The following is a 13,442-nucleotide window of genomic DNA, read 5'->3' as shown; positions in this document are numbered from 1 at the left end:
CCATCTGGATGCGCTTCGACACCGTCAACCAACGGCGCAAGGAAGCGAAGAAGGCTCAGGTGGAGGCCGAGTTCGAGGAACTGTCCAACGAGCCGACGGCCGGCGGCTTCCCTGTGCCGCCGCTCGACCTGCCGCACTACCACGGCGTTTCCCGGCCCACCTCGACGTCGTGACGGCGCGATTCGCCCGGCGAGACCCCGTACGCGTCGCGGAACGCCCGGCTGAAATGCGCCGCGCTCAGGAATCCCCATCGCGCACCGATGGCGGCGACCGGCCGGTCCTGCTGCGCGGGATCACGCAGGTCCTGACGGCACCGCTCCAGCCGCCTCCGGCGGACCCAGGCGCTGACGCTCACCGGCTCGGACTCGAACAGCTTGTACAAGGAACGCAGCGAGACATGGTGCGCGGCGGCGATGCTGCGCGGTGAGAGCTCGGGGTCGGCGAGGTGCTGCTCGACGAACGCGTAGACGCGGTGCAGCAGCGTACGTTCCCGCGCCTCGGGCACCGCCGAGCTGCGGTCGAGGCGACCGGCCAGCGCCACGGCCAGCACGTCGACGACCGCGGTGCCCAGCCGCGCCACCTCCGGTGCCGGCAGCTCATCGACGCTGTGCGCGAGCTGCCGGGTCAGCGCCGAGGCCAGCGCCCCCGCTCCCCTGTCACCGGGAATGCGTACGCCGGTCAGCTCGCCGAGTTCGCGATCGCGCAACGGGATCATCGCCTTCGGGACGCTCACCCTGAGGTTGCGCATGGCGGTGAAGGACTGCTCGAACGGCCGCGCCGGGTCGATGAACGACAGATCACCGGGACGCAGGACGGCCTGCCTGGCGTCCTGCTCCACGCGTACGTCACCTTCGACCAGCACCCCGACCAGGCAGACGTCCGGATCCGAGCTGCGGATGAGGCGGGGCGTCCGGCCCGTACGGAACGAGGAGCCGGGACCGGTGACCGAGTCGGTGAACCGGATCGGCCCGATCTCGGTGGTGCGTAACTCGGCGGGCGTCGTGGGGCCGATCTCACCGCGAAGGTCGAGCGGCAGGAAGACGTTGCTGATGATCTCCCGCCAGTAGTCGACGCGCGAGGCCGGTGGAAGCCCGTCGGCTCGGAACACGACACTCATGCACCCACGCTATGGCGGCCCGTACATGGTCGCGCTTTCGTGCCTGCGGCTCGGGGGTCTCGACGTCCCTGCGGCTCGTTCACCGGGTCGAACAGGCGCTCCGGCTCGGCCCGGCGACCAGTTGCCGGCCGCCCGCGACGTGGTCGAGAGCCTGGCCATCAACCCCGACACCGTGCTCAAGGCGTACCGGGAGCTGGGGTCTTGGGACTATCCAGCCGGAATTGAACGATAAGCCTCCCGCCGCAGGTCAGGGGGTTGCGGGCCGAAGAATCGCGGACTAGTTGATCTCGGTTCAGGCGTCCCGGCTGGTAGAGGGGCATTGATCTCATACCGTCGCGGTTTATGTCGTATCAGTACCTGTCTGAGGAGCAGAGGGACCGCTATCGGCGGTTCTTGACCGATCCGTCGCCGGAGGATCTGGAGTGGTTCTTCTACCTGGACGCGGGCGCGTTGGCGGAGGTGGCCAAGAAGCGCGGTCCGCACAACCGGCTCGGCTGGGGTCTGCAGTGGGGGACGGCGCGGATGCTCGGCACGTTCCTGACCGATCCTGGCGATGTCCCGCAGGTGGCCGTCGACTACGTCGCCGAGCAGCTCGGGGTGGCGGACCCTTCGTGTATCAAGCACTACGCGGAGCGGCTGCCGACCCAGCATGAGCACGCGCGGGAGATCCGCGGGCTGTTGGGGTTGCGGGAGTTCGCGGAGGCGGAGGCGGAGCTGCGGGTGTTCGTGGCGTCGCGGGCGGCGCAGACGCGCGATTCGCGGCGGGAGCTGTTCGACCGGGCGGTGGTGTGGCTGATCGAGAACCGGATGCTGCTGCCGGGGATCACGACGCTGGCGCCACTGGTCACGAACGTGCGGGCGGAGCAGCTGGCTGCGGTCAACGAGCATCTGGTGGAGCAGATGCCGGTGGAGATGCGCCGGGAACTGCTGGAGACGCTGGTCGTACCGACGGGCAAGAAGGTGTCGCCGTTGGAGTGGATGCGCACGGCGGTGGCGCTGGTGTCCGGGACCGGGATGAAGGAGGCGTTGAACCGGTCGGTGGCGGTGTGGGCGTTCGGCGCCGGCGCGGTGGATGTGGGCGGGGTCGCTCCGGCGAAGCTGACGGAGCTGGCCGCCTACGGGATGTCGGCGAAGGCGCCGAAGATCGGGCAGTTGAAGGGGAACCGGCGGGTCGCGACGTTGCTGGCGACGATGCGGCATCTGGAGGGTGTGTCGGTGGATGACGCGCTGCTGCTGTTCGATCTGCTGATGTCGACGAAGTTGCTGGCGCGGGCGAGCCGGGATGAGAAGAACGCGAAGCTGAAGTCGCTGCCCAAGTTACGTAAGGCCGCGCTGCAGGCCGAGTCGGCGCTGCGGGCGGCGCTGGACACCCCGACGACCCAGCAGGCACAGCCCCCGCAGCCCGATGGCCAGGCTGGGCAGAGCGCCGGGCCGGGGCCGGTGGTGCGGGAGACGACCGCGTCGGAGATGATCGCACGGATCGCGTCGATGGTGCCGATCGAGCAGTTGGAGGCGGCGCTCGCGGTGATCAAGGAGCTGGTGCCTCCGGCCGGTGAGGATGAGGATCTGGCGTGGCGGGCGGAGCCGACGAACCGGTTCGCCTCGGTGCGCGGGTTCGTCGAGTTGCTGGCCGACACGATTCCCTGGGGCGGCACCGACACCGGTGCCGGCGTGATCGCGGCGTTGCGGGGTCTGCCTCGCGTGCTCGCCTACGGCAAGCACGCCGGGGTGCAGCACATCGAGGCGCACAAGGATCTGGTGGCGGGGTCGTGGCGGCGGCTGGTGTACGACAATCCCGAGCTCGGCGAGCGGCTGATCGACCGGCACGCCTACACCTTCTGCATTCTGGAGGCGCTGTGGTCGGCTCTGCGCAGCAAGGACGTGTACGCGGTCGGCGCGGACAAGTCCGGCGACCCGCGGGTGGACGTGAGCCTGTTCGTCGAGGGACAGGGGCTTGAAGTGGTGGATGAAGCCGACCCGGGAGTAGAGCCGGGGGTAGCGAGCGAGGCGCTTTTCGATGCCGGGCATGCCGATGCGGATCACGTCGATGCCGCTGGGTCGTGGTGGTCGCGGGGTCGTTCGCGTTTTGAGCCGGTCGGCTTCATCCACGATCAGGAGCTCACGAACAACAAGATCCACCGCTACGTCACGGCTTCACCCCTGCTCTGCTGGGCGCACGGAAACCCTCAGTGAGCCAGGGCCCTCCCCGCCCACCTGCGGCTATATGTGCACGGCCGCGGAGAGATGCTCGGCGTATCTCCAGCCCTGGCCGCAGAATCTCCGTAGCCGAGGAAGGCGCACGGCCTTGAGAACGCGGCGGGTCATCTGGTTCCGGCGGCGCCCGCCGCAACGAGTCCCAGGAGGTTGTCGTGAATCTCGGTGAACCGGGCCCGCACCGCTTCCGCGGCCTTGGCGACATCGTGCGCGGCGGGGTCGCGAGGTCGTTCGAGCAGCAGGTGGACGGTGTCGGCGAGGGCGGTTTCGGGGTCGTCGATGCGGAGCGGGCCTGCGACATCGGCGTTGTTCATGACGGTGCTGAACCCGACCAGCACGGCGTGCAGGGCGTACATCTGCTTGGACAGAGGAAGATCGTCGCGTACGATCCCGTGGTCACGCAGGATGGTTACGACCGCGTTGCCCAGTGCGCTCGTGGTGGCCTCGGCGAAGCGCTCCTGGTTGACGGGGCGGTGGAGTAGCTGCCGCAGGGCGCTGTCGTCGCTCATGAGCCACCGCAGCCACGGGTTGGCCAGTGTCGTGCGGATGAGCAGCGGAGCGAGACGGCGGGGCAGGATGGACTGCGGGTTCTGGGCGATCTGGTTGTTGATGGTCTCGATCCAGGCCAGTAGCTCGCGCGCGGCCAGCCCCACGAGCAGGTCTTCCTTGGTCTCCCAGTACAGGTAGACCGTGCCCTTGCCCACGCCCGCGGCCGCGGCGATCTCGGCGATGGTCACCTTTCGGACGCCGTGCTCGAGGACCAGCTCGCGCGCGCTGTCGAGGATTCTGGCCGCCTTGACGGAGTCGTGTTCGATCAGCCGGCTCACCGTCGTGGTTCCTCCCGTTCGCTCTTCGGCGGCATGATGTCACGTGGGTTCACGGAGGTGAACCCTACCGTGCGGCGGGATCCGAGGCGGGGTCACGTCAGGGCGATGTCGATCGTCTTCATCCGGGAAGCCTTGCTGCGGTGCTCGGCCTCCGAGAGGAGCGTTCTGCCGAGCGTGGTCCCCGCCACGTGGTCGAAGACGAACCGGATCCCGTACTCGGTGCGGTCGGCCGGGACGAAGAGCTTGCGCATGGCCATGCCGGAGCCCTGGTGGAACTCGATGAAGGGGCGGAGTTTCGCCTCCCAGGCGCGCAGCGCCCGCGGCACGTCTCCGGGGTGCCGCTCCAGCATTGTGCCCAGCATGTCGGCCCCGGCCAGGCCGCTGGAGGCCCCCATCCCGGAGTAGAGGGTCAGGCACCACGCCGAGTCGCCGACGAGCACCACCTTGCCCTGGTGCCATGTGTCGAGCCGCACCTGCTCGGCGGTGTCGAACAGGTGGTCTGGCGCCTGCTCGAACTGGTCGAGCAGCCAGCCGAGCATCGCACCCGTGGGCTCCGGTCCGAACGCCGCGCGCAGCGCGTCGATGGCGGGCCGGGTGAACTCGCCGTCCACATCGTCGGTCCGGTAGTTGAACAGCACCGTCGGTGGCCGGTCGGCGAAGGCGAACACCCATGCCGACCGGCCCAGTTCGGACATGATGATGCCGTCGGTGCCCCGGAAGCCGGGGACCGGGCCGGGCACGGCGCACGCCGCGAGCATGTAGCCGAGACGGTGAATGCGGCCCTCATCGGGCCCGAACGCCAGCCGGCGCACGGTCGAGCGCAGGCCGTCTGCCCCGACCACGAGGTCGAACCGTTCGGTGGTCACCGTCCCCGCGGCCCGGTCCTCGATGTCGACCTGCACGCTTTCCGCGTCCTGGCGTAGCGCGACCGGAATGGACGAGTACCGGATCTCCACGTCCTCGGGCAGGGCGTCGAACGCGGCCTGCTCGACGTCGCCGCGCACGACCGGGCGTGACTCGCCGGCCACGGCCTCGGCGAAGCCCATGCCGCGCCGCCGCCGGCCTGCGCGATCGACGTTGTAGTAGGCGATGTCCGTCGAGAAGCGGTCCGGCACCTCGATGCCCAGGCGCTCCGCCGCGGTGATCCCGGTGCCGAAGAGGGTCAGGAAGTAGCCGCCGCGGCGGCGTTCGGCCGCTTTCTCCAGGACGACGACGTCCCAGCCCGCCTTGTGCAACCGCAGCGCGGAGGCGGTTCCGCTGACGCCGAGTCCGACTACAAGAGCCCGCTGTCGCGGGGTGGTGTTCGTCTCCATGTCCGCAGACTATACACTCTGACCAGATTGGTCATCCGGTCAGTAGATCGAACATGAAGGGAGCTCTCGCCATGCCAACCGTTTTCGTCCACGGCTTCCCCGAGACGCCGGAGGTCTGGGGGCCGCTGCTCGTCGAGCTCGAACGTATCGCTCCCGCTCGACCCGTCCCGATCCGCCTGTCCCCGCCTGGTTTCGGGGCGCCCTTGCCGAAAGGGTTCGGTGCGACCATCGGTGACTACCGGGACTGGCTCATCGGCGAATTGGCGCGTTTCGCCGAGCCCGTCGACCTCGTCGGACACGACTGGGGCGGCGTGCACACCCTCAACGCGGTGATGGCCCGCCCGGACCTCGTGCGCAGCTGGGTCAGCGATGTGATCGGCCTGTTCGACCCGGACTACGTGTGGCACGAGTTCGCCCAGAGCCAGCAGGCGCCGGAAACCACGGGCCCGGACCCCGCCGTCCCGCTCGGCCCGGACCTCGCGATGCGGGTCACGATGCTCGTGAAGTTCGGTATGAGCGAGCCGGTGGCGAAGCGGGTCGCGGCAGGCCAGGACGAGGCGATGGGACGGGCCGCACACGCGCTCTACCGATCAGCCGCCCAACCGGTGATGGCCGAGCTGGGCCGGAACCTCGAACGTGCGGCGCAGCGGCCGGGCCTCGCCCTGCTCGCCACCGAGGACCTCTTGGTCGGGACCAACGAACAGCGGTCCCGCACGGCGCGGCTGGCCGGCGCGCGGACCGCGACCCTCGACGGGCTCGGCCACTGGTGGATGACCCAGGACCCCGGCCGTGGCGCCCAGGTACTCACCGATTTCTGGGACTCGTTGGACCGCTGACGAGCCAAGCGACCCTAACTGTCGAGCGGGTGCGATCGGCTGTCACATACAGCCTCTCGCCCCTGTCTCGTTTACAGAGTCGAACTCATTAAGTACGGAAACGTGATGACGAGAAAGGACGGAACGCAATGAGGATAGCGGTGGCCGGAGGAACCGGCTGGGTCGGCAAGCTGGTGGTCGAGCGGGCACGGGAGCAGGGCCACGAGGTCGTGGTGATGTCCCGGTCGGGCGGCGTCGACCTGATAACGGGAGACGGTCTCGACGACGCGCTGCGCGGTGTGGACGTCGTGATCGACGTGGCGAACGTGACGACACTCAGCCGCAAGACATCAGTGGCGTTCTTCGAGACCGAGACACGCAACCTGCTCGCGGCGGAGGAGCGGGCGGGCGTACGCCACCACGTGCTCCTGTCGATCGTCGGGATCGACCGGGTCGACTCGGGCTACTACATCGGCAAGCGCCGCCAGGAGGAGTTGGCGCTGGCCGGCCCGATCCCGGTGACACTCCTGCGGGTGACGCAGTTCCACGAGTTCGCGGCGCAGATGCTCGACAAGGTGCCTGGCCCGGTGAAGGTGGCGCCGTTGATGCTGAGCCGGCCGGTCGCCGCCTCCGAGGTCGCCGCCGAGCTCGTACGCCTGGCCGAAGGCCCCGCCCAGGGCCGGGCGACCGAGCTGGCCGGCCCCGAGGTGCTGACGATGGCATCGATGATGCGCCGCCTGGCCAAAGGCAAACTGGTGCTGACGGTGCCCGCCGGCAAGGCGATGGCGAACGGTGGCGTGCTGCCGGCCGGCGACTTCCGCAGCGGGAAGATCACCTTCGAGCAGTGGGCGGCGTCGCGATGACCGTGGCGGCCAAGCGCTGGATGGCCGGGGTGCTGGCGGTGGCGGCGGCATACCAGGGGGTGTGGGCGGCGGCGTTCCCGCGGTCGTACTACAACGACTTCCCGGCGCCGGGACTCCACTGGGTGGCGGCGCTCGGCCCGTACAACGAGCATCTGGCCGTCGACGTGGGGGCGCTCAACCTGGCGCTGCTGGTGCTGAGCGTGTGGGCGCTGCGCCGGCCGACCCGGGAGTCCCTGGCAGTGGCTGGGGGCGCATGGTCGATCTACAACGCGATCCACTTCCTGTGGCACATGCTGCACCTGCACGTCTTCCCGCTCTTCGACAAGATCAGTGTGGCGGTGATATTGGGTGGCCTCCTGATCCTCTCGATCCTCATGATGCTGCCCGTCAAAGAGACCAAACCCAGTCCTTCCGGACGCCTCGGCGAGAACGCCGGCCAGGGCTGACCTCAGACATACGCCCGCGGTGTACAGCTGGACAGTCGCATCTTCAACGTGATCTCACAGGCCGGCGGCTCCAGCTATCACTCACATCCCCCATCCATCGTTCACAGGCTCAAAAACTGATCCACGGCTCAGGACGTCCGCACGGCCACCAGGCCGCCGATCAGCCCACCCCTGCGGGCACCCGCGGGCCACCGTGTCCACCCCAAGACAGCGCGTCGTCCAGGCTCGCCGAGGCCTGGTGCCGACGCAGACCGGGCGCCGACCAGCAGCAGTCACAGCCACCGGACCGGCCTGATCTCGCTCGGCTTCGTGTCCACCGCTACCGTTTCTATGGTCGTGACGATGAACTCGCCCGAGCCAGGTCGGTCAAGGAGATCGCCCTGCCCCCGCGGCTGGGTCCTGAGCGCAAGGACCTGCTCAGGCGCACGATGCGCGAGGCGCGGCTGGCCGCCCGGCTGAGTCACCCGCACATCGCCGCCGTCCATGACGTGGTGGTGGCCGACAAGCGGCCGTGGATTGTGCTGCAACTGGTGCCCGCTCGCAGCCTGGCCGAGGTGATCGCCGAGCGGGGGCCGCTGCCCGCGCCCGAGGCCGCCCGGCATCGGGCTGCAGACCGTGCGCCGGGCAGGTCGGCCGCGTACGTTCTGGACGCCACCCAGGCCGTGAGCTGCGCTCAGGGTCGCTCTCCTGCTGCGAGAACTCAACCAGCCCCTCACCCCACTCACCGTGAAAGCTGGGTCAATTCAGGTCTTCGGTGATCGTCCACCTGCGGCTACCGCCGATCTTGGCGAGCTGCCGGCGTAGCACCGCGATCCGCTCACGCGCGTCCGGCCCCGCGATCCCGATCGTGATGCGCTCATCGGTCGCGTGATAACTGGTCCGCCGATCGCCTGCCGCGACCCGGCACGCCGCGTTGATGGCGGCTCGCAGCCGGGCCACTCTCCGTGGATCACCCTGCCCGCCGAACCCTTCGATCGTTACGGACGAGAACAGCGGCGCCAGACGCAGGCCGTCCCGTCGCTGGACAGTGTCCAGCTCTTCCTGATCGGCACTCAGATCCTTCAGGATCCTGTCCCGGTCGGCCGAGCTGATCGGCCTGCGACCGAGCCAGTCAGGCTAGCCATCGGGCCGAGTTGGCACCACCCGCACTGGCTCGAACGGAGGCAGCGCAGCCGCCTCACCGGCCTTCTCCTCAGCATCGGCCGCCGCGCTGTCGCTCAACAAGTCTCCTCGTGCCACGCCCGCGTGACAGCTCGTGATCTTCTCCCGATCGTAGCGGTCGTTTCCAGGCCGATCACCTACAGATAGGACAGGCGGTATCGCATCGTGGGCGGCCTCATCCACCCACGCCCGTTCGCAACCTGACTGACCTGCGGCGGGAGGCTTATCGTTCAATTCCGGCCGGATAGTCCCAAGACCCGGAGCTGGAGCGCGAAGGGCTGGTCGAGGGGCGGCCGGGGATGGCAGCGGACCCTCGGCCCGGTCGCCTCCAGCGCCGGGCTCATGCCACGTCCTCCTTGGCGGCAGTCGGCCAGGACCACGGTGAACAACGCCCCCAGGTCCTCCTGGCCGGGCCGGCCTCGCACCCCACGCCTCCGGACCGCGCCGCAGCCGCGTGCGCTCGACGAGCGTCGCACCCGCGATGCTCTGCCGGACGAACGTCCGTCGCCGTACGTTGGCGTTGCGCGGCTGCTCGCTGTCCGTGCCCGCGGGACGCGTGGCGGTGCTGACCGGGCCCAACGGCGCGGACAAGATCACGCTCATGCACGCGACCGCTAATTAGCCTGCCGCGGCTCAGGACCGCGCCTGCGCCCCGTCCTGGCCCTGAGGATCACCGTTGAAGAGGCTGATGAGTCCGAACGGCGCGTGCTCGCCGAGGCAGAGGTCCAGCATTTCGTAGGCGTCGGCGTAGAAGGGCTCGCTGCGGGGGAACAGCGCCTGTTCGTAGGCGGTGAGTGCCGCTTCGATGTCGTCGGGGTGTGCGACGATCGCCTTGGCGAGTTCGGCGCCGTCGAACATCGCCAGGTTCGCGCCGTCGCCGGACGGCGGCATCAGGTGCGCGGCATCGCCGAGGAGCGTTACCCCGGGCACGCGCTCCCATCGGTGTCCGTCCGGGAGTGCGTGGATCAGGCGCGCGACCGGCGCGGTCTCGCCGTCGGTGATCAGCGCGGTGAGTTCCGGTGCCCACCCGTCGAACTCGGCTGCGATCCGAGCAGTCGCGGCCGCGGCATCGGTGAAGTCGATGTCGGCGAACCACTCGGCGGGCCGGTTCAGCTCGACGTACGTGTGCAGGATGTTCCCCGCCTCGCGGTGCGCGATGATCCCCTTTCCCGGGGTCAGCGCGTACATCGCGCCGACGCCGACCGCCTCGGCCGTCGCGGTGTGCCGCTCGTCGGCGTCGTACAGGTAGGTGTCGATGAACGTCGTGCCGATGTACTCGGGCTTGGCGTCGGACAGCAGTGGACGGACCTTCGACCAGGCGCCGTCGGCACCGACGAGCAGGCTGCTGGTCACGGTCACGCCGTCGGCGAAGGTCAGCTCGTGCCGGCCATCGCCGAGGGGCCGGACCCCGGTGACTTTGCGCCCCCACTGGACCGTCCCGTCGGGCAGGGAGTCGAGCAGGATCCGGCGCAGGTCTCCGCGGAGCACTTCGGGACGCCGCGCCATGCCGTCGTCGGGCTCGTCGTGGAGCAGCTTGCCGTGCTGGTCGAGCACGCGCAGCGCCTCGGCACCCTCGTGGATGATCGCGCGGAACTCGTCGGTGAGGCCGGCGTCGGCGAGCGCGCGCTGCCCGTCGTCCTCGTGGATGTCGAGCTGGCCGCCCTGCGTGCGGGACTCGGCCGAGGGGTCGGCCTCGTAGACCGTTGCGGGGATGCCGTGGACGTGCAGGACCCGGGCGAGGGTCAGGCCGCCGAGGCCGGCGCCGACGATGGCGATCGGGTGGTGGCTGGTGTTCATGGGGTTTCCTCGTTCCCGTGCGGGCGGAGCGCCGGGCACCTGCCCGGACACCTAAATGGACCCGCGTTCCATGAGGAGTATGGAACACGGTTCCAAAATGTGTCAAAATGAGGTCATGCCACGCACACGAGGAAGAGCACCCGATGGAAAAGGACGGGCCGACGCCCTTTCGCAAGAGATCATCGTCGGCGCGGCCGTTGTGCTGCTGGACGAGCTCGGCGAGCGGGGACTAACCTTCCGGCTGCTGGCCAAACAGCTGGACACCGGACCCGGCGCGCTGTACTGGCACGTGGCGAACAAGGACGAGCTCGTCGCCCTGGCCGCCGATCACGTGCTCGGCCACGCCTTCGCCGCGGCCCCGCGCCTCGATGAAGGCGCCGGCGCCCAGCTGCGCGCGCTTGCCATCGCCGTCTTCGACACCCTTGATCGGCACCCGTGGGCAGCGTCCCACGTCACCGCCCCGGCCACGCTGGCCAACGCACTGCGCCTGCTCGACCGCATCGGCACCCTCGTCGCACAAACCGGGCTGCCCGCCGAACGGCATTTCGCGGTCTCCACCGCGATCTCGTACTACATCACCGGCGTCAGCGCCCAGATCATCACCCCACGCACCATCGTCGGCGCGACCACCAGCCGCGACGCCTTCCTGACCCAGACCGCCGAACGCTGGGAAGAACTCGACCCCGCCGACTACCCCTTCCTGACCCGCACCACCACGGACCTGCGCGACCACGACGACCGCGACCAGTTCACCACCGGCCTCGACCTGCTCCTGGACGGCCTGAACACGACCGCGGAGCCGCGACCGCCCGCGTGACACCGCGAACCAGGCGGCGCAGAGTCGATCATCAACCGTCCTGCCCTCAGGCAGCAGCCCCCGTTCCACCTCTTGCACTCGTTGGCGAGCGCACCATCGACGAAGATCGCGATACCTCTCCCCGCGATCGAAAGGCCGTTTGCCTTGAGGCAGCAGCAAGCCCAACATGCGCGGTGCCCGCGCCGCCGAAGTCTGTCGCCTCTAGGGGGCAGTTCCGTCAACGACAGGCAGCAGCCTCAGCCCCCCAGCCGACGGCGTGAGCCTCAGTCCCTCAGCCAGCGGCGTGAATCGCTATCGACCGGCCCTCACGGCGAACGCAGCTCCGCCGCCACCGCCCGTTCCCTCAGCTGCGCCGCCTCCGCCCGGACGGACTCCAGCTCGGCCCGCAGATCCTCCAGCCGTATCCGCTCCAGCCGCAACTCCCCCTGCAGCCGATCACGCTCCTTGACCGCCGCCTCGGCCCGCGACCGCTCTTTCGAGACCAGCTTCCGCTCGCGCGACAACGCCGCGGCCCCCTCCTCCTCGATCGCCGCCACCCTCACCGCCAGCCGCTCCACCTCGGCCGCCGCACGGGCGGCGTCCTGGAGCGCCATCGCACGGTCCCGCTCGGCCTCGGCGGCGGCCCGCTCCGCCGTGACGGCCCGTTCCACGGCCCTCTCCCGCTCCTGGGCCGCCGCCTCCTCACGCGCCTTCGCCCCGATCACCTCACGCTCGGCCTGCTCCCGCGCCCGGACGGCCGCCGCAGTCTCCTCCCGGGCGCGATCCCGTTCCTCCCGCGCCTGCTCGGTGTCCGCCTCAGCCTGTACGGCCTGGGCCCGCGCCTCCTCGGCCCGCCTGCCGGCCAGCTCGACCCGCTCGGCGAGCTCCTGTACGGCCTGATCCCTGGCCCGCTCGGTCAGCTCCACCCGCTGGGCCGCCTCCTCGGCGCGCCGCTCGGCCAGCTCAGCCCGCCGCTTGGCCTCCTCGGCCGTCTGCAGCGCCTGCCGTTCCGTGCTCGCGGCCTCCCGCAACGCGGCCAGTGCCTGCTCGCGCGCCCGCTCGGCGTCGTCCATCGCGGTCTCGCGCTCGTTCTCGGCCTCTTCGAGCCGCTCCCGCATCTCGGCCGTCTGCCTGCGCGCATGCTCGGCAGCCTCGCGCGCCAGCCGTACCTGCTCGAACGCCTGCTCGCGCTCGGTCCGCGCGATAGCCACCCGCGTGTGCGCCTCGGCCTGCACGGCGCTCAGCTTGGCCTCGACCCCGGCAGGGCTGAGCTCGTCGGCCAGTGCCCGCGCCAGCGGCTCGATGGCAGCGGCCAGCCCGCTCTCCATCCGGTCGTACAACTGCTCGGCCCTGGCCAGCGCCCCTTCCAACCCAGGCGTGGCCCGCCTCAACTCCCGCTCCCGCTTGGCAGCCGCCTGACAGTCCTTCTCAGGACAGGACAGTACGCCTTGGGCCGCCCCCTCCCCCGCCGCTGCTCGATCGCCGCACCACAGTGCTTACAAGGCGTCACCACACTGGTCTCCGCAGTCACGCCTGCAGTCTAGCATTTTTGATTTTCCAGAAAATCAAAATCGAAATTCAGATCTGTTGCGCCGTCACTGACGCTAGCCAACTTGCGAGAAGGCAGAATTCCCGCAAGTAGCCGCCGCACAGACCGCCGTGGCCCTCCGCTCCCGAAGATGTCCCCAGCCGCCGGGTGGGACCAGCTGTGACGCGCAAGCCCGCTGACACTGGAAACGCAGATCTATGACAACGGACGACGCGAACCTATGGCAGCGAGAGCCCGACACATAGTCCTCTACCTGCGGTTTCAAGAGTTCGCGACGTCGACTCCAAGGCGCGGAGCTATGACAGTGCTGGCGTTCCCATCAGCGCCTCAGAGCATCTGCGGAACGTTATCGGGGATCCGCTCGTGTTTAGCCGGTGAAGGCTACAGACGGAGAAACTGAGCATCCAAGTGGCCGATCTAGTACTCCAGTGACACTTCGCGATCATGGTTCGGATCTGCGCTGGTAGTGGCAGTGCCGGGCGGTGGCCTGGTGGCGTCGGCGCCAGTCTGACCAGCGCAGAAGATCCGCGACGGAGCGGTGCCG

The 13,442-nt window shown here is 69.4% G+C and carries 13 protein-coding genes; 6 read left to right on the top strand and 7 right to left on the bottom strand.

What is annotated here, in order from left to right:
- Window positions 1–136 precede the first annotated feature (136 nt).
- On the bottom strand, window positions 137–1,117 hold the full coding sequence (locus tag ACTWPW_RS59715; RefSeq protein ID WP_443174328.1) for an AraC-like ligand-binding domain-containing protein: 981 nt from the start codon (window positions 1,115–1,117) through the stop codon (window positions 137–139).
- Window positions 1,118–1,459: 342 nt separating this feature from the next.
- Between ACTWPW_RS59715 and ACTWPW_RS59710 the strand changes: the two genes are divergently transcribed.
- On the top strand, window positions 1,460–3,310 hold the full coding sequence (locus ACTWPW_RS59710) for a DUF4158 domain-containing protein (RefSeq protein WP_443174327.1): 1,851 nt from the start codon (window positions 1,460–1,462) through the stop codon (window positions 3,308–3,310).
- A 128-nt stretch (window positions 3,311–3,438) separates the two neighbouring features.
- Here the strand turns inward: ACTWPW_RS59710 and ACTWPW_RS59705 are convergent, their stop codons facing one another.
- Together ACTWPW_RS59705 and ACTWPW_RS59700 are read right to left on the bottom strand one after the other, a co-directional pair.
- Entirely contained in the window at window positions 3,439–4,158 is a 720-nt protein-coding gene (locus ACTWPW_RS59705; protein ID WP_375117822.1) for a TetR/AcrR family transcriptional regulator, read from the bottom strand.
- Between the two features lie 92 nt (window positions 4,159–4,250).
- Window positions 4,251–5,471, bottom strand: coding sequence for an FAD-dependent monooxygenase (locus tag ACTWPW_RS59700; protein WP_443174326.1), 1,221 nt, complete (start codon window positions 5,469–5,471; stop codon window positions 4,251–4,253).
- 71 nt (window positions 5,472–5,542) lie between these two features.
- On the opposite strand from ACTWPW_RS59700, the gene ACTWPW_RS59695 reads away from it, so the two are divergent.
- The 3 genes from ACTWPW_RS59695 to ACTWPW_RS59685 all read left to right on the top strand — a co-directional run bounded on the left by ACTWPW_RS59695 (window position 5,543) and on the right by ACTWPW_RS59685 (window position 7,595).
- On the top strand, window positions 5,543–6,307 hold the full coding sequence (locus ACTWPW_RS59695; RefSeq protein ID WP_443174325.1) for an alpha/beta fold hydrolase: 765 nt from the start codon (window positions 5,543–5,545) through the stop codon (window positions 6,305–6,307).
- Window positions 6,308–6,435: 128 nt separating this feature from the next.
- Window positions 6,436–7,149, top strand: coding sequence for an SDR family oxidoreductase (locus tag ACTWPW_RS59690; protein WP_375117819.1), 714 nt, complete (start codon window positions 6,436–6,438; stop codon window positions 7,147–7,149).
- The gene (locus ACTWPW_RS59685; protein ID WP_375117818.1) at window positions 7,131–7,595 is read left to right on the top strand and encodes a hypothetical protein; all 465 of its coding nucleotides are present in this window, start codon (window positions 7,131–7,133) and stop codon (window positions 7,593–7,595) included. Before ACTWPW_RS59690 ends, ACTWPW_RS59685 begins: the two co-directional genes overlap by 19 nt.
- Before the next feature lie 272 nt (window positions 7,596–7,867).
- Here the strand turns inward: ACTWPW_RS59685 and ACTWPW_RS59680 are convergent, their stop codons facing one another.
- Complete coding sequence (locus ACTWPW_RS59680; protein WP_443174324.1) at window positions 7,868–8,080, bottom strand: hypothetical protein; 213 nt, start codon at window positions 8,078–8,080, stop codon at window positions 7,868–7,870.
- A 253-nt stretch (window positions 8,081–8,333) separates the two neighbouring features.
- Entirely contained in the window at window positions 8,334–8,534 is a 201-nt protein-coding gene (locus ACTWPW_RS59675; protein WP_443174323.1) for a hypothetical protein, read from the bottom strand.
- Window positions 8,535–9,210: 676 nt separating this feature from the next.
- On the opposite strand from ACTWPW_RS59675, the gene ACTWPW_RS59670 reads away from it, so the two are divergent.
- On the top strand, window positions 9,211–9,378 hold the full coding sequence (locus ACTWPW_RS59670) for a hypothetical protein (protein ID WP_443174322.1): 168 nt from the start codon (window positions 9,211–9,213) through the stop codon (window positions 9,376–9,378).
- 11 nt (window positions 9,379–9,389) lie between these two features.
- Here ACTWPW_RS59670 and ACTWPW_RS59665 read toward each other — a convergent pair whose 3' ends face one another.
- Window positions 9,390–10,553 (bottom strand): FAD-dependent oxidoreductase, encoded by a 1,164-nt coding sequence (locus ACTWPW_RS59665; protein ID WP_443174321.1) that lies wholly within the window; start codon window positions 10,551–10,553, stop codon window positions 9,390–9,392.
- A gap of 115 nt (window positions 10,554–10,668) precedes the next feature.
- On the opposite strand from ACTWPW_RS59665, the gene ACTWPW_RS59660 reads away from it, so the two are divergent.
- Entirely contained in the window at window positions 10,669–11,370 is a 702-nt protein-coding gene (locus tag ACTWPW_RS59660; RefSeq protein ID WP_443174320.1) for a TetR/AcrR family transcriptional regulator, read from the top strand.
- Between the two features lie 305 nt (window positions 11,371–11,675).
- On the opposite strand, the gene ACTWPW_RS59655 is transcribed toward ACTWPW_RS59660, so the two are convergent.
- The gene (locus tag ACTWPW_RS59655) at window positions 11,676–12,740 is read right to left on the bottom strand and encodes a hypothetical protein (RefSeq protein ID WP_443174319.1); all 1,065 of its coding nucleotides are present in this window, start codon (window positions 12,738–12,740) and stop codon (window positions 11,676–11,678) included.
- Between the last annotated feature and the right edge of the window lie 702 nt (window positions 12,741–13,442).

Origin of the sequence: Nonomuraea sp. KM90 (assembly GCF_052246675.1) — a bacterium.
Classification (GTDB): domain Bacteria; phylum Actinomycetota; class Actinomycetes; order Streptosporangiales; family Streptosporangiaceae; genus Nonomuraea.
This window is presented reverse-complemented; position numbering and strand designations above follow the sequence as displayed.

Bases quoted from the DNA above. Each gene is read 5' to 3' on its own strand.
- ACTWPW_RS59715 (WP_443174328.1), bottom strand. From the start codon at position 1,117: ATGAGTGTCGTGTTCCGAGCCGACGGGCTTCCACCGGCCTCGCGCGTC.
- ACTWPW_RS59710 (WP_443174327.1), top strand. From the start codon at position 1,460: ATGTCGTATCAGTACCTGTCTGAGGAGCAGAGGGACCGCTATCGGCGG.
- ACTWPW_RS59700 (WP_443174326.1), bottom strand. From the start codon at position 5,471: ATGGAGACGAACACCACCCCGCGACAGCGGGCTCTTGTAGTCGGACTC.
- ACTWPW_RS59695 (WP_443174325.1), top strand. From the start codon at position 5,543: ATGCCAACCGTTTTCGTCCACGGCTTCCCCGAGACGCCGGAGGTCTGG.
- ACTWPW_RS59690 (WP_375117819.1), top strand. From the start codon at position 6,436: ATGAGGATAGCGGTGGCCGGAGGAACCGGCTGGGTCGGCAAGCTGGTG.
- ACTWPW_RS59680 (WP_443174324.1), bottom strand. From the start codon at position 8,080: ATGGACGGCGGCGATGTGCGGGTGACTCAGCCGGGCGGCCAGCCGCGC.
- ACTWPW_RS59665 (WP_443174321.1), bottom strand. From the start codon at position 10,553: ATGAACACCAGCCACCACCCGATCGCCATCGTCGGCGCCGGCCTCGGC.
- ACTWPW_RS59660 (WP_443174320.1), top strand. From the start codon at position 10,669: ATGCCACGCACACGAGGAAGAGCACCCGATGGAAAAGGACGGGCCGAC.